Raw genomic sequence first — 20,839 nt, 5'->3', positions numbered from 1 at the left:
GCCGCTGGTACAAATGGAACCAACGGTACGAACGGAACAAATGGTGCAACGGGTGCTACTGGAGCTACAGGAAGTACTGGGCCTGTTACTAACCTTTCACAAAATACTACTACGGGTACAATAACATATGTAAACGAAGAAACAACATCTCAAACAGCTAATGTTGTTGGTGCTGAAACAGACAATAATATTAAAGTTGGAGCAAACGGTGGAGCTTATTTAGCTGGTCCTACAATCAAAGCAGCCGCTAAAGTTACCATGACATACAATCCTGATGCAACGAATACTTATTCTTCACATTCTATTGCTAAAAATTATAACATAGCAACCATAACTAGAATAAATGAAGGTGATTATCAAATTACTTTTACAACAGCAATGAGTGATGCAAATTATATAATTCAATTAGCTATTAAAGACTGTGGTGGTAATTGTCCTGGAAATAGTAATACTAATTATGATGATCCTGGAATTACATATTATAATCAAACCGCTAGTGGTTTTAGAGTTAACATTGGAGATAGTGATAATGGAGGTAATCAAAAAGATGATATCGATTTAGAATTTATGTTTAGCGTTATTGATTTTTAATAATAACACTTAAATCTTTAATAAATAAATTAAAATATAATCAACTAACAATAATTACTATTTTTTATTCCTAACTTATAAATAAAAATAATCGTGAGACGTATATTTCCCCTTGTCGTTCTTTTATTTACATCAACTTTATTTTCTCAAATTGATGCAAATTCTGTAATGGGTGTTCCTGTAACTGTAAATGATACTGAAATGAATGGTATAACAGGAGCTAACGAGGGGTCAATGGTTTATAATATTTCTCAAAAAAACATATATATATTCGACGGAACGAATTGGGTTCCTGTTAATAAAGATAAAAATACAATTGGTGATATTGTATATAGTTCTTTAACAGCTGATCATTCAGGTTGGTATCTATTAAATGGAAGAGCTATAACTACATTACCAACAAATGCCCAAACTAATGCAACAAACCTAGGTTTCACAACCAACTTACCTAATGCTGAAGATAGAGTTTTAAAACACCCTTCTGCAACTCAAAATATTGGTGACACAGGAGGGCAAGCGAACACTGTTTTAACACAAGCTAATTTACCTAATGTTACTTTTAATGGAACTACTTCAACAAATGGTAACCACAACCACACTGTTAGTAGAGCTATAGGAACTGATCAAGTTAGACACCCAAGTGATGCTAACAGAACGTTTTTCAATCAAAACGGAAGTACAAATACTAATACTACAGGAAACCATAGCCATACAGTTACAGTTAATAGTGGGGGGAGTAATCAATCTTTTGATAGGTATCAGCCTTATATAGTCTTTAACACTTTTATTTATTTAGGACTATGATAAAACAAACATTCATCTTCCTAACTTTTATAGTTATAGTTAATTCTATTCACTCTCAAATAGATAGCGATTCTGTTATGGGAATACCAGTAGCAAATAATGATACAGAAATGAATAATATTTCAGGAGCTACAGAAGGTTCAATACTTTACAATATGACTCAAAAAAATATTTATTTTTTTGACGGTAGTAATTGGACCCCTGTTAACGAAGTAAATATTTCATTAGGTCAAATTAAATACAGTGTTTTAACAACTGATCATTCTGGTTGGTATATATTAAATGGTAGAGCTACTAGCTCTTTACCTACTTTAGCTGAAACTAATGCTACAACTTTAGGTTTTACGACTAATATTCCTAATTCTGAAAATAGAACATTAAAACACCCCTCCTCTACTGAAAATATAAATGACACTGGAGGTTTATCAAATACTACTTTATCACAATCTAATTTACCTAATATAAATTTTGCAGGTACAACATCAGATGATGGTAATCATAACCATAATTTTAATAGAGCTTTAGGGGCTGATCAAATTAGAAATGGTGCAGATGCAAATAGAGCTTTTTATAATCAGGGAGGTACTACAAACACTAGTACATCTGGAAATCACAGCCATACATTTTCAGTAAATACAGGTGGTTCTAGTCAATCTTTTGAAAGATATCAACCATACTTAGTAGTTAACACATTTATATATTTAGGATTATAGTTATGAAAAAGATACTATTCTTTATAGCCTTTATTTTTACATGTAATTTAGTAGTCTCCCAAATTGATGCTGGTTCAGTGATGGGGTTACCAACTGCTCAAAACAATACAGAAATGAACAATATTACTGGAGCAACTGAAGGTTCTTTCCTATATAATATTGCTGAAAAAAATATTTATTTTTTTAATGGTACTGCTTGGACTGCTCCTACTAATTCATTTACTAACATCTATTCTTCCAATGGTACATTACTTGGCCCTAGAACTTTAAATGGTGGCGGAAATTCACTAGTTTTTAATAACTTAAATGTATTACAATTTTTTAGTAATGGCGCTACTCAATTATTTGCTACTGGAGCTTTACAATTAGGCTCTACAGGTAATTCTACACAAATATCTGGTGCTTTAGGTTTAACATTAACTGCTACTTCTAATGGTATCACTTTAAATGGGAATACAGTACTTAATAACAACTTAAGAGTTGTAGGTTCTTTTTCAGATAGTAGTTCTAATGCTGGAACAAATGGACAAGTATTATCATCAACCGGAACAGGAACTCAATGGGTAGATCCAAATTTAGCAGAAGTTATTAATAAAACAACTAATTATACCTTAACATTGGCTGACAATGGAAAAGTTTTTACTTTTAATAGTACCACGGATGTCACGTTAACTGTTCCTGCAGGTTTATCCGTTGGTTTTAATATTAGTATTTATCAAATAAATACAGGTAAAATAGAAATATCTGGAGCTGGAGGGGTTACTGTTTTGAATAGACTTTCACGCTTTAAAACAGCAGGTAAAGATGCTGGAGCTGGGTTATTATGTACTAGTACAAATAATTTTCATTTAACAGGAGATTTAAAAAGATGATAGTATATAAGTATAAAAAAATAGCTTTCATTTTTTACTTCATATCCTTATGGGGTTACTCTCAGGTTGCTACCTATAATCAATATCCTACATTAAAACCATCGCACATTCTAGATGAAAAGCTTACAGATATTAGCTTTGCCTTTTCTATGAGAGTTCTAGAAAGTGATTATGTAGGTCCTTTAATTAGGTTGAGAAGAGCTGGTGATAATGCTGAACAAGATTTTGGATGGGGAGATAATGATATAGTCGATATAGTAGCAATTAACGCTTGGAGAGGTGCTAATAATGTGTTTGTACATACATGGTATGACCAAAGTGGTTTAAATAGACATGCTATTCAAACAACACAAAACAGACAGCCTCGCTTTTATCCTGAAACATTCCCTTATTTTCAAGGAGATGGTAGTAATGATCATCTAACTATAGACACTCCTAATGGAGTACAAGATGTTACTACAAATGGTGATAGAGGAACAGTTATTGGTATAATGAGAGCTACAAGAAAATCACAACACTCTTTCGGTGTACTAGTAAGTTCTAATCGTTGGTCTGCCCATGTAAACTGGAATAATCAAAACTTATACTTTGACCCTGGTGTATGCTGTAACCCAACTCGTAATTTTAATAATAGTGGAAATAATAATGTATGGGAAATATATTCTTTTATTAAAACAAATACGAATAGTATAGCTCGTTCAGGTGGAGTACAACGTTTTAATGGAGCATACATATATGGTAGATGTACTAGAACAGAAGATTTTGCTATTGGCTGGGCAACTGGTAATCAATCTGCTCAGCATGCAACTACTAGTTTTAATGAATTTATTATGTATAAAGTAGATATTAATGCTACTGAATACCAAGAAATAGAAGAAAACTCAATCACCTTTTGGGGATTGTAAAAAGAGTTATTAAACATAAGTAAATGTAAAATTATAACCTTTTATCGTTATAAAATTACTTCTTACCGAAATATAAATAACTTTAATAGTAAATAAAATATCTTTGATGTGTAATTAAGAATTAAAAAACACGACATATGAAATGATGTATATAACATAAACAGGAACATACAGTATAAACTTTTTCAAGTTTCAAAATAAATAATTAAAGAATTAAAAAATACGGGGGTATTTATGAAGTTTTTATTATCTATTATGGCATTATTTATGTCATTATTTATCAACGCTCAAACATCAGCGTTTCACAATTACGGAAATATTAAAATGCATGAAAATGCAAGTGTAGGATTTCATACTGACTTTATTAACGATGGAGTTTTGGATGACAACAATAAAGGATTAGCTGGTTTTTACAGTGATAGTGAAATAAGAACAGTATCTGGTAACAACAGAGCTGTTTTTGAAAACCTAGAATTTGATGCAATAAATGATATTGAATTATATAGCTCATTGGGAACAACTGGAGAAATGAGCTTTATCAATGGTAAAGTTTTTACTCCACGAAATGAACCTAATGTATCATTAGATTATATAAATCATCAATTTTATATTGGAGAAGATGATTCAAGACATGTTGATGGTTACTCTTCTGTTTTTGGAACTAATGAATTTGTTTTTCCTATTGGTGATGACAATAGATTAAGACCAATGATTTTACCATCACAAACTAATAATAATGAATATAGTGGTGCTTATTATTTTTATAACCCAAACACTCCTCCTACTCATTTTACAGAGTCTTTTTCTACTTCTCAAAAACAAATTTTTATTAGTAACATCAGTAATTTAGAATTTTGGGATTTAGATGGAGCTTCAGAAACAAAAATCACACTTACTTGGGACCCAAAAAGTGATATAAATGCTATTAGTAATAATATTAATCTTTTAAGAGTTGTTGGGTGGAGCAAAACTGAATCTAAGTGGATTGACTTGGGTAGAACATCTTCATCTGGAGATCTTAATTCTGGTAGAATAATGTCAAATTCTTTCATTCCTGATGAATATACTATAATAACTATAGGTTCTGAATTCGCTGCAGGTGAATTAGCTGATATAAACTTAATATTTACTCCTAATGGTGATTCTGAAAATGAAACATTGACTTTTGAAGGTTTAGAGCAATATAAAAATAATAATTTATCAATTTTTAATAGATGGGGTAATGTAGTTTACGAAACTGAAAACTATAAAAATGATTGGAAAGGAAAATCAAATGGTAGAGTTACTGTTAATAAAGATCAAGATTTACCAGACGGAACCTATTTTTATTTACTGAAATTAGGAAGTGATGAAAGTAAAAGCCAGAAAGGTTGGATTTATATTCATCGATAATAGTTTATTTTTGTTAAATAAATATTATTTTCTTTAATGAAATCAAACCATACTTTTGTAATTCCTGTATATCAAAATTCTCCCTATCTCGAGATTTGCATAAATAATTTAAAAAAACAATCTATTGAAAGTAATATAATTATAACAACCTCTACTCCTACTAAAAATACTAGACGTATTGCAGATAAATATAATTTAGAGTATTACGCTTATGAAGGAGATAAGAAAGGTATAGGTAACGATTGGAACTTTGCTTTATCTAACGTAAGAACTCAATATGCGACCATTGCCCATCAAGATGACATTTATGAACGATCATTTACAGAAACTGTTTTAAATAAAATAAAACACATCAAAAAGCCTTTACTTATATTTACAGATTACTATGATTTAGTAAATGAAAAAAAAAGAAAGTCTTCATTAAATTATAAAATAAAAAAAACTCTTTTATTCCCTTTTTTAGTTAAAAACTCACATAGTTGGTTTATTATTAAAAAGGGAATTCTACTTTTAGGAGATCCAATATGTTGCCCTTCTGTTACCTTGAATTTAAAAGACATTGAAAATAGCCATAAAATTTTCTCTCCAAACTATATGTGCGCACTTGACTGGATAGCTTGGCTAAAAATAGCTAGACAAAAGGGAAGCTTTATTTTTATAAACAAAAAACTTATTCAACATCGTATTCATGATGAATCAGAAACAACAGCTTCACTTAATTCTGGAGTTAGACAAAAAGAAGAATATTTAATCTTTAAAAAAATATGGGGCCCATTTATTGCTAAAATTTTAGGTAAAATATATGCAGTTGGTCATAAAGACAACCAGATTTAGTTTACTTTTTTTCCGATACTGATAAACTCATTATGTTTAAAAATTTTACCAAATACCCTTGGGAATGGAAAAGAATAAAATCTCTCATGAGAAATAATTAATTCATCAAATATTTCTTTAACTATAGTAAAATCTGTAAATTCTACATGCGTACTATCAGATTTATAGCCTGCTTCCTGTGGTGTAATAATAACGATTCTACCTTTCTTTTTTAATAAAGGTACGTATTCTTTTAACAAAAAAACAGCTTCACTTTTGGTCATGTGTTCTGCTACGTGAGCTAATAATATTGAATCAAAATTTTCTTTCTTACAGTATTTGGATAATTTAAATTCTTTATTTGAATAAGCTATAAGCCCTTTACTCTTACAAATATTCACAGAATCGATATTATGATCAACCCCTACACCGTTTCCTTCAATATGAAGTAGATTTCTACCTATCCCACAACCAATATCTAATGTATACCCTAAATTTAATTTTCGAATATTATTTCTGTAAGGACGCTGAACATCTAATAAACGTTTCCACCAAACATACTGCTTTGTAATTAATCTATCTGTATATGCTTTTTTATTAGTATTCCTCATTCTATTCTCTTTCCTTTTGAATTCTAAGTTTCTTTTTAGCATAATTTAAATTATTTTTTGCTAAAGTAAAATCAGGTTTTAAGTCTACTGCTTTCTGACAGGCAATAATTGCTTTTTCATAAATTCCTAAAGCATTATAAGAACTCCCTATGTTATTATACGCTTCGGCATAGTTAGTTTTTAATTCAATTGCTTTTTCACTTGCTTTAATGCATTGATTAAATTTTTTATCCATGTAATATAACACACTAATGTTCAAGTATTTTTCTGCTGTAGGGTTTATCTTAACATCTTCTAATGCTAGAATTAATTTTGTTTTTTTACCCTTTGATAAGTTCAAATATTTTAAGGATAAACTATCATTAGGTACTAATTTTAAAGTTTTATTTGATAAATCTTTTAATTTTTCCCAATTCTTTTTATCATAATAAATTTGCATCAACAAATGTCTATTAACTAAATTATAGGGATTAATCTTTAGTGCATTTGTAGAGTTCTTTATAGCTTCATTGTCTTTTTTATTTTTATTCAAAAATCGAGCATAAAAATAATAAGCAAGGTCATCATTAGGCTTTAAACTAATTGCTCTTTTAAAATGTTCATCTGCTTTTATTATATTTCCCTTTGCAGAGTTCAAAACTCCTAAGTTTATTTGCAATGTAGAATAATTAGGATAAAACTCTAATGATTTATTAAAATATTCAGATGCAATAGTATAATTACCTTTTGACATTTGAGTTAATCCATAATTCATTAAACCTCTACCATTGTTAGGGCTTTTAACAGTAACATCATACCAAAAAGTTTCATCATTTAACCAAACCTTATTACGTTGATAAGTACCATATCCATAAGCTCCTAAAACACTAAATATGCCAAACCATAAAAAATAAATGCTTTTTTTACTTGATTTTATCTTTAACTCAAACTTTAATAAATACAAAGCTATTGCGTAGGCTATACTAAAAACTAAACCTATGAAAGGAAAAAACATTCTATGATCATTCATTACTTCTGATAATGGGGCTAATGACGTTGGTAATAAGGCAAACATAAACCATATTAATCCAAAAGATATTGGTCTAGTTTGTTTTTTCTTAGAAGTTTTAATTGTTATAACAACCAATGTTATTAAAAAAATATACCCTGCAATTAATCTATCATCAAAAAAATTAGTTATTACTGTCCAATCAGTATCTCCACTTAAATTAAATGGTAAGAAAAAACTTATAAAATAATGAAACCATACAAATGGTTGTGTTTGTATATAATGAGATAAATTATTGGATAGTCCTGCTATAGATCCAGTTTTTAATAATGTATAAGATTGGACTAAAACAATACCTAAAATTAATGGAAGTAAATTAAAAAATGTTTTAATTAATGTTTTAAAGTTTCTTTTTTTAAGAACATCTGTAACTGATAAATCCTTTTCAAAAAACAATATGTATACAAACAAAACCATTGGTAAAACAATAATTGTTTCTTTTGCCAACACTCCAATCATCGCAGGCAAAACATATAAATAAGTTCTTCTTTTAGAAGGGAAATAAATGTAGATACAAAAAGAAAGAACAATAAAGAACGTTGAAATTACATCAGATCTAGATATTATATAATTAATAGTTTCGGCATTAACAGTATGCAAAGAAAACCAACCAACAGTTAATAATAAAAGATACTCAGTATAAGGATGTTTTATAGATTTTAATATAATTTTTTTGTACATGAAAAACATAAGTATCAAAAGTCCTATAAAAAGAATAAATGTAGATAAATGAAAATAAAAAGGATTCAACCCTCCTGCTATCCAATAATCTAAGGCCAAGCTAGTAGTTACAACGGGTCTTAATCCCCAATGATCTTTTGATGAACTAACCATCTTTGTGTTCACAAAAAACTCAGGAATATTTTTTATATTTCTAATGTTAACATTATTAACAATAGCATGGGTATCATCAAAATGAAAACCATTGTTAAAATGATTAGAATACGTTATTAATAAACTAATAAATAATACAGCCAATAATATTAAAAAATTTTTCTTCTTAACAAACATATTATAAATTTAAAGTTCCAAAAATAATTTATTTTTATTTTTATTTTAGCCTAAGTTACCATAATTTTAGGTCAATAATTCTTTACTTAATGAATTCTCTTAATTACAATCAAAAAATAGCAATAGTAATTCCATATTACAATGCATCAAAACAAATAACTAGAGTTGTTTCTAAAATACCTTCTTTTATAAATTTAGTAATTATAGTTGATGATAAAAGTAAAGAATCATTACCTAAAAAGGAAATTTTAAAGAGCCTTAAGGAACAAACAAATTGCGTTTTTTTAGAAAATAAAATAAACCTAGGTGTCGGAGGAGCCACCAAACACGGGTTTAACTATGCTATCAGTAACGATATAGATATAGTTATTAAAGTAGATGCTGATGACCAAATGGATTTAAGTTACATTCCTGAATTATTGTCTCCTATAGTTACCAAAGAAGTTTCTATGACTAAAGGAAATAGATTTAAAGATTTTACAGCTTTGAAAAAAATGCCTTTTTTAAGAAAATTTGGAAATTTAGGTCTTTCATTTTTAACAAAGGTAGCTACTGGTTATTGGCACAATTTTGACCCTACAAATGGCTTCTTGGCTATCAAAACTTCAACTTTAAAAAAAATAGATTTTTCAAAAATCAATGATAGATACTATTTTGAAACATCACTTTTATCTCAACTCTATTTTGAAGACATCGTTATTGAAGATATATCTATGCCTGCAATTTATGGTGATGAAAAATCAAATATGAATGTATTTAAGATGTTTTTTGTTTTTTCAAAAAACCTCACCAAAACTTTTATAAAACGGATAATAAAAAGATACTTCTTATATGATTTTAATATTGGTTCCTTATATATTTTAATAGGAATTCCTCTCTTTTTATTTGGTGTTATATTTGGTGTATATAATTGGTATTATTATAGTTCTAATGATACTTTTACTCCTACTGGTACAATTATGATTATAACAATTTCTATAATTCTTGGCTTCCAACTTATTCTACAAGCAATTCAAGTGGATATATTAAATGCTCCTAATAAAAAGTAACCTTCCAAAAATATTCTTAAAACCCAATACAAGAAAAAAACACTATACAACAACAACTTAACCTAAAAATTTTAAACTCATTAACTTCTTAGTTTATTTTTTTGGCACGCAATTTGAAAACTATAAATAAATGCGGTAGCTGAAAAGCATATAGAGTAGGCATAACCCTAAAACTAGTAATTATGAGAACAGGGATACTTTTTTTATTAACAATAATGTTTTTAACACCTTTAAGTGCAAACAATATTAATAAATCAACTAGCAAAATTGGGGTTACATATCGTTACGATGACGCAGTAACCTTTGTAGAAAGAAATGTTCAATTTCATGTTTTTTTAAATGGTGAATTTGATTTTAACACACATTATAGAGATACCAAATATGTAGATTATTACGGTAGACGTACTAAAACCAATAGAGGTGTTCGTATTGACAGGGATTTTAAAGGTAGAATTAGACGAATTGGTAATGTATTTGTTAATTACGACTACAGAGGTAACGTAACACGTATTGGTAGTGTATTTATTAGATACAGAAGAGGTCAATTAACTAAAGTAGGAAATTTACGTGTTAGATATGATAGGTGGGGAAATCCATTTTATAAAGGAGATGTAAAAAGTCAAAGACACTATAATGAATATGAAAGTTGTGATGATGGCTTCAGTATAGATATTAATATTGGAGATGTTTTTGACTATGACAATGCATATTTTTATAGAAGAGATTTCAGAAATAACTATCGTCAATTTAAAGAAGATAACAATTTCTTTTATTACAGAGCAAAGCCTAATGCTAGAATAGGTAAACGTAGTAAAGTTTTAAAAAGAAGAAAGAGTAAAAGAAATAGTGATAATTATTACTTTAAAAAACCTACAACAAAACAAAAAATAAAATCAAGGAGAAATAAATAAACTAAAAAACCCGAGTCAAAACTCGGGTTTTTTAATATAAAGTGTATTCTTTTATTCTTATTTCGCCACATTAACCGCTCTCGTTTCACGAATTACTGTTACTTTAACCTGACCTGGATACGTCATATCATTTTGTATTTTTTGTGAAATATTAAATGATAATTCAGCTGCTTTAGTATCATTAACTTTTGCACTTTCAACCATTACACGTAATTCACGTCCAGCTTGTATTGCATAAGCTTTTTGTACACCTGTAAAACCGAAAGCTATATCTTCTAAATCTTTTAATCGTTGAATATAGCTATCTAAAACTTGACGACGAGCTCCTGGACGTGCTCCAGAAATAGCATCACAAACTTGTACAATAGGTGATAATAAACTCTTCATCTCTATTTCATCATGGTGAGCTCCAATCGCATTACAAACATCTGGTTTTTCTCCATATTTTTCCGCCCATTGCATACCTAATAAAGCATGTGGAAGTTCACTTTCAGTTTCAGGAACTTTACCTATATCATGCAATAAACCAGCTCGTTTAGCAGCTTTAGCATTTAAGCCCATTTCTGCAGCCATAATACCACAAAGGTTAGCAACTTCACGCGAATGCTGAAGTAAATTTTGTCCATAAGAAGAACGATATTTCATTCTACCTACGGTTTTAATTAATTCAGGATGTAAACCATGAACTCCTAAATCAATAACTGTACGCTTACCTACTTCAATTATTTCTTGGTTTATTTGTTTTTCAGTCTTTTTAACAATCTCTTCAATTCTTGCAGGGTGTATTCTACCGTCAGTAACCAATTTATGCATTGATAATCTCGCAATTTCTCTTCGTACAGGATCGAAACATGATAAAATAATTGCTTCTGGAGTATCATCAACTATAATTTCAACACCAGTAGCTGCTTCTAAAGCTCTAATATTACGACCTTCTCTACCAATAATTCTACCTTTAACATCATCAGATTCTAAATTAAAAACTGAAACACAATTTTCAACAGCTTGTTCTACTCCTACTCTTTGTATTGTGTTTAATACAACTTTACGAGCCTCTTGCTGCGCAGTCATTTTAGATTCTTCAACTGTATCTTGGATAAAAGCCATAGCATCAGCTTTTGCTTCTTCTTTTAATGAAGCTACTAATTCTGTTTTTGCTTCATCTGCAGATAATCCTGAAATTTGTTCAAGCATGTCTACATGACGCTTGTGTATTTTTTCAACTTCAGCTTCTTTTTTATCTAAAAACTCTAATTTATAGTCATAATCAGCCTCTTTTTTCTCTAGACCTCTATTTAACTTTTTATTTTTATCTAATTCTGAAGAAACTTGACTTTCTTTATCTCTTATTCTTTTTTCTACATCTGAAACCTTCTTTTCTCTTGATAATATAACCTTTTCATGTTCAGATTTAAGCTCTATAAATTTTTCTTTAGCCTGTAATATTTTTTCTTTTTTAATTGAATCAGCTTCTACTTTTGCCTCTTTTACAATATTTCTTGCTTCTTTTTTTGTTTCTTGTATTAATTTATTAGCTTTTGTTTTTTCTAACATTTTAGCAATAATAAAACCTATTACTAAACCTATAATTCCTGCTAACGCAGGAAATAATACTCCCTCCATAATTTTAATTTGATTGTATAAAAAAAGCCTACATTAATAAGGTCTTATAAACTCCGGGTGAACAGGTTTAGGACTAACTGATTGATCAAGAATCCGAAACAAAGTCGGCGTGCTTTACTAATCAAGACTTATCCTTTTTAATTTAATAGTGTTGAGTTTATTAAACTAGGTATTAATGTAGGCAGTATGTTAATAATGTATTTTAAAGAACTTATAATTGCGCGTCTAATAAATTAGTTAACGCCTTTATTTTATGTAATACTTCTTTATCTTCCTCTTCTTTACTAATTGATGCTATTTCTAATTTAGATGCAAATTGTAATGCACACATTGCTAAAACATCTTGTTTATCAGACACTGCATAATTTTGCTCATATTTAGCAATTAAATCATTAATGTTTTTAGCTGCTTTACGCATCCCTTCTTCCTCACTTGTATTATTAACACTTAAAGGATAAGTTCTACCTGCTATTACAACATTAACTTTTAACTTTGTCATGTAAAGAACTTTTAAATATTTAAGAGTTTGATGCATTTATCAATCTCTCTTACTAAAGTATTTATTTTATGTTTTGTTTCTCTTGTATTTTCGTTACTGCCCTCAATAGTTTTTGCAATTTTCAACAATTTAAATTCTTTTTGGTTTATTGCTAATTCTTGCTCTTTCTCCTTTAATAAATTATGTAACTTAGCATTGTTTTGAAATAAAATCTTATTTTCTTCCTTTAAAAATTCATAATTGGATAACAGTGTTTTTAATCTATCTTCCAGTAAATGAATTGCTTTTTGAGTGTTACTCATTTATTTTTTGAGAATAAAACTATTTCTACAAAGTTACCATTATAGATTAATTTAACAAAATTTTTACAGCTTTTTAGTAAATAACTCTATTTTAACCATTTACTTTTTATTATAATTTTGCTAATTTTGTTGCAAAACTATTGCAATTTTGAAATTTTACTCTTTTCTTTTTTTAGTATTTCTTAGTCAATTTGGATTTACTCAGCATCAATATCCTAAAAACTATTTTTCTTCTCCTTTAAAAATCCCAATAGTTTTATCGGGTACATTTGGTGAATTGCGTAGTAATCATTTTCACTCTGGAATAGATATAAAAACACAAGGAAAGGAAGGTATACCTATCTATGCACCAGCTGATGGACATGTTTCTAGAATAAAAATTGGGCAATATGGTTTTGGAAAAGCCATATATATTGAGCATCCTAACGGATATACTACAGTGTATGCTCATTTACAAAAATTTAAAAATCCTATACAACAATATGTTAAATTCATACAGTATAAAAAAGAAAAATATGCAATTGGGAATATTTTCCCTAAGCCTGAAAAGTTTCCAATAAAAAAAGGAGATATAATTGGTTATACTGGTGATACTGGAGGGTCTGGTGGACCACATTTACATTATGAAATAAGAAACACTAAAACAGAAAAAATAATTAACCCTTTGCTTTTTGGTATAAACCCAAAAGATAATAAGAGACCAACAATTCAAAAATTAATTGCTTACCCATTAAGCGATGATGCTCGTATTGATAATTCAACAAATAAAGCTGTTTTACAATTTAAACAAGTTGAAGAAGGAAAATATATTACTGACAGAATTAATGCATATGGAATAATTGGCTTTGGTGTTAGTACTTTTGATAGACTAAATGGTGCTACAAATAAAAATGGAATTTATAGTTTAGAAATGAAAGTAAACGGGACAACTGTATATTATCATGATGTAGAAACATTTTCTTTTTCAGAAAGTAAATTCATTAATTTATTAATCGATTATAAACACTACAAAAAATATAAGAAAAGAGTTCAAAAAACACATAAAGTACTTGAAAACAGATTGAGTTTGTATAAAAACTTAGTGAATAACGGAAAAATTGTTATTGAAAACGGATTAAATTACACTGTTGAAATACTAATTAAAGATTTAAAAAATAATACAACTAGTATTAAAATACCAGTTAAGGGTGTAAAAAGTAATTTAATTTTTCAGCAAAAAGATACAACTAACTTTAAAATTACTGCTAAAAACTTTAATAAGTTTCAACAAAAAAATAGCATAATTGCTTTTCCTAAAAACACCTTTTATAAAGATTGTTTTATAGATTTTAAAGTTGAAAATGGTGTAACTAAAGTTCATACTCCTACAATACCTTTAGATAAACGCTATACATTGACGTTTAACACAACTCATTTAACAGACTTACAAAAACAACAAGTATATATTGCTAATGTAGATTACCCAAAATATCCAAGATATGTTTCTACTAAGAAAAAATTTAACAAAGTATATACTTCTACTAAATCATTAGGTAGTTACAAATTACTATTTGACACAAAAAAACCATACATTAAATTATTAAACTTTTACAATAAACAATGGGTTACAAAGCATAAAAAACTCAAAGTTAAAATTATCGATAAAGAATCTGGCATACGAAATTATCATGCTACCATTAATAATCAATGGGTTTTAATGGAATTTAATCATAAAAAAGGAATATTAACTTATGATTTTAGTGATAAAAAGTTGGTTGGTAGCAAACATCTTTTTAAACTTGTACTTTCTGATAACGTTGGTAATACCAAAACATTAAAAGCTACGTTTTTTAGAAAGTAAACACACATTATTTTGAAGAAACTAATCATATTACTTTTATTCCCAACACTTATTTTTGCTCAAAAAACAGCATTAGTTAAAGGAAGAATTACCAACAAGTATAACTCGCCAATTGAAGGTGTTGCTATATCATACTTACAAAAAGGAACTACAACTGATCAAAACGGTAACTATCAATTTACTATTCCTATAAGAAAAACAGTAAAAGTTACTTTTAGCCATGTTTCCTTCAAAATAATAACTAAAAAGTTTACAGCAAGAGGTAAAAGAACTTTTAATTTTTCTCCAACTTTAGAATATATAAATGAAAAGTTAGAAGAAGTTGTTGTTAAAAACAATAAGAAAGAAGCACAAGGAATTACAAAAATAAATATTAACAAAGTAAAAAACATTGTTGGCGCAAATGCTGGTGTAGAAAATATATTAATGACCTTGCCAGGTGTTAGTAATAATAATGAATTAAGTACACAGTATAATGTACGAGGTGGTAATTTTGATGAGAACTTAGTGTACGTAAATGGGATTGAAATATACCGTCCTTTCTTAATCCGTTCTGGACAGCAAGAAGGTCTTAGTTTTATTAATCCACATATGATACAGAACATTAATTTTTCTGCTGGTGGATTTCAAGCTAAATATGGAGATAAACTTTCTTCTGTTTTAGATATCACCTATAGAAAACCTAAAGAGTTTGGAGTTCAATTAGACCTTAGTTTGTTAGGAGGGAGTTTTACAGTAGAAGATCTTTTTTTAAAAGATAAACTTAGTGCTATGGTTGGGGTACGATACCGTGACAATAGTTTATTTGTAAATAGTAAACAAACAGAAGTTAATTTCAGACCAGAATTTACTGATATCCAATCAGCTTTTTCTTATACAGCTTCTAACAAATTAACACTTAATTTTCTTGGTAATTTCTCTTTAAACAATTATAATTATAAGCCTTTAACCCGTAAAACTAGGTTTGGTACTATTGCCAATCCTCTTGAATTAATTGTTTTTTATAGAGGTCAAGAAAAAGATCGTTTTAAAACTCTTTTTGGTGCTTTTTCAGCGGACTATCAAGTAAATGAAAATCTTAAACTAACAGGTACAATTTCTTCATTTAACACCCAAGAAGAAGAGTATTTTGATATAGCTGCTTCTTATAACTTGGGAGAAGTTGATAGTAATGTTGGTTCAGAAAATTTTGGTGAAGTTAAATTTTCTCAAGGGATTGGTTCTCAAATAAATCATGCTCGTAATGATTTAGATGCATTAATAAACTCTGCCCAAATAAGAGCTACATTAAAAGATGGAAAAAATGAATGGAAAGCTGGTATCAAATATCAAACTGAAAACATTAAAGACAGAATTAATGAATGGGAAGTAATTGATTCTCTAGGTTTCTCTGTGCGACCACCCCATCACTCTACAAACAATCAACCTTATTTACCATATACTGGACCAATTGAACCTTTTAAAAGAGTAAAAGCTAAAAATAATGTTGATATTAATAGAGCTTCTGGGTTTATTCAATTTAGTAGAAAAACAGAATGGAACAATCATAAAATTTGGATAAATTTAGGTGTAAGATCACATGCTTGGACAGTAAACACAAACAACCAACCTTCTAAAAGCCAAATTACATTTAGTCCTAGAGTTCAATTTGCTATTAAACCAGACTGGGAAAAAGACATGCTATTCAGAATTTCTGGAGGATGGTACTCACAACCTCCTTTTTATAAAGAATTACGTGATTATGATGGAATAGCACAACCAGAAGTAAAAGCACAGAAATCAATTCATTTAGTAGCTGGTAACGATTATAGCTTTACACTTTGGGAACGTCCTTTTAAATTAACTACTGAATTGTATTATAAAAATTTAACTGATGTAAACTCTTATTCTGTTGACAATGTTCGTATTCGATACAGAGCAGATAATATTACTGAAGCGTATGCTTATGGATTAGACCTTAGAATAAATGGTGAATTTGTTCCTGGTAATGATAGTTGGATTAGTTTTGGGTATTTAAAAACTGAAGAAAATATTAATAATCAAGGATATATTGCTAGGCCAACTGATCAGCGTTTAAAGTTTGGAATGCTTTTTCAAGATTATGTACCTAATTTACCTGATTTAAAAGCTTACTTAAATATCGTATATAATACTGGAGTTCCTGGTGGTGCTCCAGCTTATGCTGATGTTTATCAATACCAAAATAGACTAAACGACTACAAGCGTGCTGATTTAGGTGTTTCTTATGTTGTAGCAGATATTAACAAACAACATTCTAACGGATTTTTACGTCATTTTAAAGAATTAACTATTGGGTTAGAGTTATTTAATGTTTTTGATATTCGTAATGCAATTACCAATACTTGGGTACGTGATGCTTATAGTAAACGTCAATACGCTATACCTAACTTTATGACTGGAAGAGTTATGAATTTTAATGTTAAAATGAAATTTTAATACTACTTAATAAGCTTTGTAAACACATTATATTGTTAAAACCTCCAACAAGCTATTCGGGTAACTTTATTTCCTTGATTCATCGAAATAACTTTAAATTCTGTTACCCCCAATTTTTTAGAGGAATTTTCTAAACTTTTAATATTTTCTTTTTTAGATACTAAACTTGTAAACCATTTACTAGCTTTAGGGTATAATGAACTTTCATATAGGTAAGTATGTAAAAAAGCTTTTTCTCCACCAACATACCATAATTCGTTAGAATTCCCTGCAAAATTACGCACTGCATTATTTCCTAAGTTCCTAGATTTTCTCCTATTTGCACCCCTAGCCTCCTCTTCTGATTTATAAAATGGAGGATTACACATCATTGCTGTAAACGAATCATTGGGTTGTAATAAACCTTTTAAAATATTTGTCTCATCTTTTTGAAAACGCAATTCAATACTATTTCCCAAATTATTATTGTCAATGTTTTTTTGGGCTATCTTTAGTGAATCAGCATCTATATCGGTACCTATAAAATTCCAGTTATAAACTGCATTTCCTAATAAAGGGTAAATACAACTGGCCCCAGTTCCTATATCCAATACTTTAACATTCTTTTCATTTCCTAATAAATCAGCGAGATAATGAATATAATCTACCCTACCAGGAACTGGCGGACATAGATTAGTATCAGGAAACTCCCAATACTTAATATTATAATACGCCAATAATAAAGCTTTATTAAACTCTTTAACTGCTACTGGATCGGAAAACTCAATAGTTTCTTTACCAAATTTCTCTACAACAAACTTTCCTATTTTAGGATATTTCTCTTTAAGAACAGTAAAATTATAATCGCTATTATGTAAATTATTAGGATGTAGTGATTTCATATCTATTTAACAAAAGTTCTGCAAAAGTAAGGATTAAGACTTATCAGCTACTTAAATATCACTATAATAAATTTTAATAATCAAATCTACTATTGGTCATCACATTCTCTTTACAAACTCAAATAAGAAACTTCACATTAAATAGTCATCACAGTAAACTGTAAATCTAGAGGATGTAAGTTTTCTTTTAAATATTTAATAAAGCTATTTCCATACTCTAAATAATATTCTGAGAAATTACGTTGGCGTTCTTCTAAACTTAAATTTGGCAATATTTCACTTTGTAATTCAGTTATTCTTTGTACTAAATCATATTGTTTTCGTTTTTCAGCACGTAACAAACGTTTTTCTAAGTTAACGAGCCCTTTTAGCTGTTTTTTTTCTTGAGCATTTACAGCTCCAACAAAAGAAACATCCGTGCTTTTTGCAATGTCTCTTAAATCATTAAATTGTTTTTCTAAGAACTCTTTCTGTTTATCAAAATCAAATGACACATCAGATTTTTCAGTTACCTTTTTCTTTAATAACTCATTTTGTTTAACAAATAATTCCTCAATAGTGACATTTAATTTCTCTAATTTGTTAACTTGTTTTTCTGATAAAACTTGCACTGAATTACGCAATAATAATATTGGAAAAGGCACTTCAACTTCTTCAAAATATTGTTTAAGTTGAAACCAATATGCTAACTCTCCCCCACCACCAATATAACAAAGATTAGGTAAAATTACCTCTTGGTATAGTGGACGCATAATTACGTTAGGAGAAAAACATTCTGGACATTCTTTTAAATGTAATTCTAAACTATCTAAATCCCATGATATATCGGTATTATTTACAGTGTATACTCCGTTTTTAAATATAATTCGCTCTCGAACACCTTCTGTCAAATAAAATAAATTAATCTCTCTAGGGTTTACCTGTACCTTGTAATTCTTACCTAATTCTTTTATGGTTTCATTAACTTTCCTAAAAGATACTTGTTCTTTTAGCTCCTTAGTTATATAAGGTATAAACTCTTGCTTTAACTCTCGTTCATCGGCATCTAAAATTACCAACCCGTACTCCCCAAACAACTCATTCGCTATATATCGAGTAGCATCTGCTAAATTTGAATGATTAACGTATGCTTCTTCAAAAAGCTCCTTTAAATACTGAGCTTTTTTAGAGTTCCCTAAATGATTAGAAAACACATTCAATACTTCATCAAGTCCTTCAGTTGAAAAACGACCTACCCCACCAGTTTGATCACTATTCCATCGCACTTTTTTTCCTTTAAAGTTAAAATAGTTAATCTCTTCGAAATCATGGTCTTCAGTTGCCATCCAATAAACAGGTACAAAATTATTTCCATGAAACTTCGACGTTAATTCTTCACATAAGTTAATCGTAGATATTATTTTATACAAAAAATACAACGGTCCAGTAAATAAATTTAATTGATGACCTGTAGTGATAGTAAAGGTATTTCCAAATTGTAATTTATCAATATTATTTAGGGTTAATTCAGATGTTTTAACTTTTTGATATTGTTTTTTTAAAACATTCACTAAAGCTTTTCTTGTTTTTTCTTTAATTGAATCTTTTTTAACATCTAATTGTTTTTCCAATCCTTTAACAGAAGGAAAGTTACCATAAAATGGTTTTGTTTGTTTATCTTCCTCTAAGTAATCAATCATTGTTTTAGAGAAAAAACCTGTATTTTTAAATGGTATTTGTGTCGTTTTCATTTACTTATTTATTCTTTGAAACAATGTATAAACATAAGGTCTTTCACCACCATTAGGGTTTATAAAAGTGTGTTTAAAACTTTCTATTAACTTGAAATCTTTTCCTAATTTTTCTTGCAACATTTTCTCATCGTATAATTGCAAAGGCAATCCACAACATTTTTTAGCTCCATCCAATGAAAAAACGGCTATAATTACAAAACCATTTTGTTTTACAACTTGCTTTAGCAAATTAAAATAAGTTGTTTGTTCATCTTCATTTAAAAAAAAGTGTAAAACAGCTCTATCATTCCAAACTTCAATATCTGTTAGCTTATTTAATGTAGTTGCATTCAACAAATCATCTGCAATAAACATAACTTCCTCCGCTTTACCATTTAATCTGCTTTTAACTTTAGTTAGTGCCTCATCAGAAAAATCATTAGCTATTAAATTTGTGAATCCTTCTTCTAATAATTCATCAATAATAACAGAAGTGCCTACTCCAACATTTAATATAGATGCTCCTTTGGAAACCCCTGTTTTGTTAATTAAATCGATAGTTTTTTGAGCACTCCTTTCATACCAACCAAGTTCATCAGTTCCTTTATTTATGTATGCAGAGTTCCAATGTTTTTTTAAGTTTATAGGTTCTGAAATCTTACAATCACTTTCTTTTGTAGTCATACTTCAAAAATAGTAAAATTTAATCTTTGGTCGAAAATGATTAGCTCTTCTAACATATTTTTAACTTGTTTGTTTTTGTAAGAAGGATTTTAGTTATTTTTACAATTGGTTTTTAGAAAAA

The 20,839-nt window shown here is 28.8% G+C and carries 18 protein-coding genes, 1 other RNA gene and 1 pseudogene; 11 read left to right on the top strand and 9 right to left on the bottom strand.

Annotation, left to right across the window (positions count from 1 at the left end):
• The 7 genes and pseudogenes from DS884_RS18370 to DS884_RS01460 form a co-directional block, all read left to right on the top strand.
• Positions 1 to 591: pseudogene (locus DS884_RS18370) on the top strand (hypothetical protein); the annotation flags it as partial.
• A gap of 93 nt (positions 592 to 684) precedes the next feature.
• A complete protein-coding gene (locus DS884_RS01485; RefSeq protein ID WP_147239352.1) occupies positions 685 to 1,395 on the top strand; it encodes a hypothetical protein in 711 nt (236 codons plus the stop codon).
• Entirely contained in the window at positions 1,392 to 2,108 is a 717-nt protein-coding gene (locus tag DS884_RS01480; RefSeq protein ID WP_113785505.1) for a hypothetical protein, read from the top strand. Before DS884_RS01485 ends, DS884_RS01480 begins: the two co-directional genes overlap by 4 nt.
• A 2-nt stretch (positions 2,109 to 2,110) precedes the next feature.
• The gene (locus DS884_RS01475; protein WP_147239351.1) at positions 2,111 to 2,980 is read left to right on the top strand and encodes a hypothetical protein; all 870 of its coding nucleotides are present in this window, start codon (positions 2,111 to 2,113) and stop codon (positions 2,978 to 2,980) included.
• Positions 2,977 to 3,885 carry a hypothetical protein gene (locus DS884_RS01470; protein WP_113785503.1) on the top strand — a complete coding sequence of 303 codons (909 nt, stop codon included), beginning with the start codon at positions 2,977 to 2,979 and terminating at the stop codon, positions 3,883 to 3,885. Before DS884_RS01475 ends, DS884_RS01470 begins: the two co-directional genes overlap by 4 nt.
• 234 nt (positions 3,886 to 4,119) lie before the next feature.
• Positions 4,120 to 5,277 (top strand): gliding motility-associated C-terminal domain-containing protein, encoded by a 1,158-nt coding sequence (locus DS884_RS01465; protein WP_113785502.1) that lies wholly within the window; start codon positions 4,120 to 4,122, stop codon positions 5,275 to 5,277.
• A gap of 36 nt (positions 5,278 to 5,313) precedes the next feature.
• Complete coding sequence (locus DS884_RS01460; RefSeq protein ID WP_113785501.1) at positions 5,314 to 6,111, top strand: glycosyltransferase; 798 nt, start codon at positions 5,314 to 5,316, stop codon at positions 6,109 to 6,111.
• On the opposite strand, the gene DS884_RS01455 is transcribed toward DS884_RS01460, so the two are convergent.
• Together DS884_RS01455 and DS884_RS01450 are read right to left on the bottom strand one after the other, a co-directional pair.
• Positions 6,108 to 6,743, bottom strand: coding sequence for a class I SAM-dependent methyltransferase (locus DS884_RS01455; protein ID WP_199488175.1), 636 nt, complete (start codon positions 6,741 to 6,743; stop codon positions 6,108 to 6,110). The two genes, DS884_RS01460 and DS884_RS01455, sit on opposite strands and share 4 nt — an antisense overlap.
• Positions 6,703 to 8,727, bottom strand: a complete 2,025-nt coding sequence (locus DS884_RS01450) for a hypothetical protein (protein WP_158530809.1) — start codon at positions 8,725 to 8,727, stop codon at positions 6,703 to 6,705. Before DS884_RS01450 ends, DS884_RS01455 begins: the two co-directional genes overlap by 41 nt.
• Positions 8,728 to 8,849: 122 nt before the next feature.
• Between DS884_RS01450 and DS884_RS01445 the strand changes: the two genes are divergently transcribed.
• A complete protein-coding gene (locus DS884_RS01445) occupies positions 8,850 to 9,809 on the top strand; it encodes a glycosyltransferase family 2 protein (protein WP_113785499.1) in 960 nt (319 codons plus the stop codon).
• Between the two features lie 182 nt (positions 9,810 to 9,991).
• Entirely contained in the window at positions 9,992 to 10,720 is a 729-nt protein-coding gene (locus tag DS884_RS01440) for a hypothetical protein (protein WP_147239350.1), read from the top strand.
• Positions 10,721 to 10,777: 57 nt separating this feature from the next.
• On the opposite strand, the gene rny is transcribed toward DS884_RS01440, so the two are convergent.
• The 4 genes from rny to DS884_RS01420 all read right to left on the bottom strand — a co-directional run bounded on the left by rny (position 10,778) and on the right by DS884_RS01420 (position 13,144).
• Positions 10,778 to 12,343, bottom strand: coding sequence for a ribonuclease Y (gene rny / locus DS884_RS01435; RefSeq protein ID WP_093871849.1), 1,566 nt, complete (start codon positions 12,341 to 12,343; stop codon positions 10,778 to 10,780).
• 48 nt (positions 12,344 to 12,391) lie between these two features.
• Positions 12,392 to 12,500, bottom strand: a non-coding RNA gene (gene ssrS, locus DS884_RS01430) — 6S RNA.
• Positions 12,501 to 12,554: 54 nt separating this feature from the next.
• Positions 12,555 to 12,842, bottom strand: a complete 288-nt coding sequence (locus DS884_RS01425) for a cell division protein ZapA (protein WP_093872084.1) — start codon at positions 12,840 to 12,842, stop codon at positions 12,555 to 12,557.
• A gap of 11 nt (positions 12,843 to 12,853) precedes the next feature.
• Positions 12,854 to 13,144 carry a hypothetical protein gene (locus DS884_RS01420; protein WP_093871850.1) on the bottom strand — a complete coding sequence of 97 codons (291 nt, stop codon included), beginning with the start codon at positions 13,142 to 13,144 and terminating at the stop codon, positions 12,854 to 12,856.
• A 148-nt stretch (positions 13,145 to 13,292) separates the two neighbouring features.
• Between DS884_RS01420 and DS884_RS01415 the strand changes: the two genes are divergently transcribed.
• Both DS884_RS01415 and DS884_RS01410 read left to right on the top strand, forming a co-directional pair.
• Complete coding sequence (locus DS884_RS01415) at positions 13,293 to 14,984, top strand: M23 family metallopeptidase (RefSeq protein WP_113785497.1); 1,692 nt, start codon at positions 13,293 to 13,295, stop codon at positions 14,982 to 14,984.
• A 12-nt stretch (positions 14,985 to 14,996) separates the two neighbouring features.
• Positions 14,997 to 17,441, top strand: coding sequence for a carboxypeptidase-like regulatory domain-containing protein (locus DS884_RS01410; RefSeq protein WP_113785496.1), 2,445 nt, complete (start codon positions 14,997 to 14,999; stop codon positions 17,439 to 17,441).
• A 35-nt stretch (positions 17,442 to 17,476) separates the two neighbouring features.
• Here the strand turns inward: DS884_RS01410 and rlmF are convergent, their stop codons facing one another.
• The 3 genes from rlmF to DS884_RS01395 form a co-directional block, all read right to left on the bottom strand.
• Entirely contained in the window at positions 17,477 to 18,322 is an 846-nt protein-coding gene (rlmF, locus tag DS884_RS01405) for a 23S rRNA (adenine(1618)-N(6))-methyltransferase RlmF (protein WP_317047317.1), read from the bottom strand.
• A 137-nt stretch (positions 18,323 to 18,459) separates the two neighbouring features.
• The gene (bshC, locus tag DS884_RS01400) at positions 18,460 to 20,052 is read right to left on the bottom strand and encodes a bacillithiol biosynthesis cysteine-adding enzyme BshC (protein ID WP_113785495.1); all 1,593 of its coding nucleotides are present in this window, start codon (positions 20,050 to 20,052) and stop codon (positions 18,460 to 18,462) included.
• Positions 20,053 to 20,718 (bottom strand): class I SAM-dependent methyltransferase, encoded by a 666-nt coding sequence (locus tag DS884_RS01395; protein WP_233487089.1) that lies wholly within the window; start codon positions 20,716 to 20,718, stop codon positions 20,053 to 20,055.
• Positions 20,719 to 20,839: the final 121 nt, after the last annotated feature.

Source organism: Tenacibaculum sp. E3R01 (assembly GCF_003318185.1).
Classification (GTDB): Bacteria; Bacteroidota; Bacteroidia; order Flavobacteriales; family Flavobacteriaceae; genus Polaribacter; species Polaribacter halocynthiae.
The sequence above is the reverse complement of the archived record's forward strand: the minus strand, read 5'-3'. Positions and strand labels throughout refer to the sequence as shown.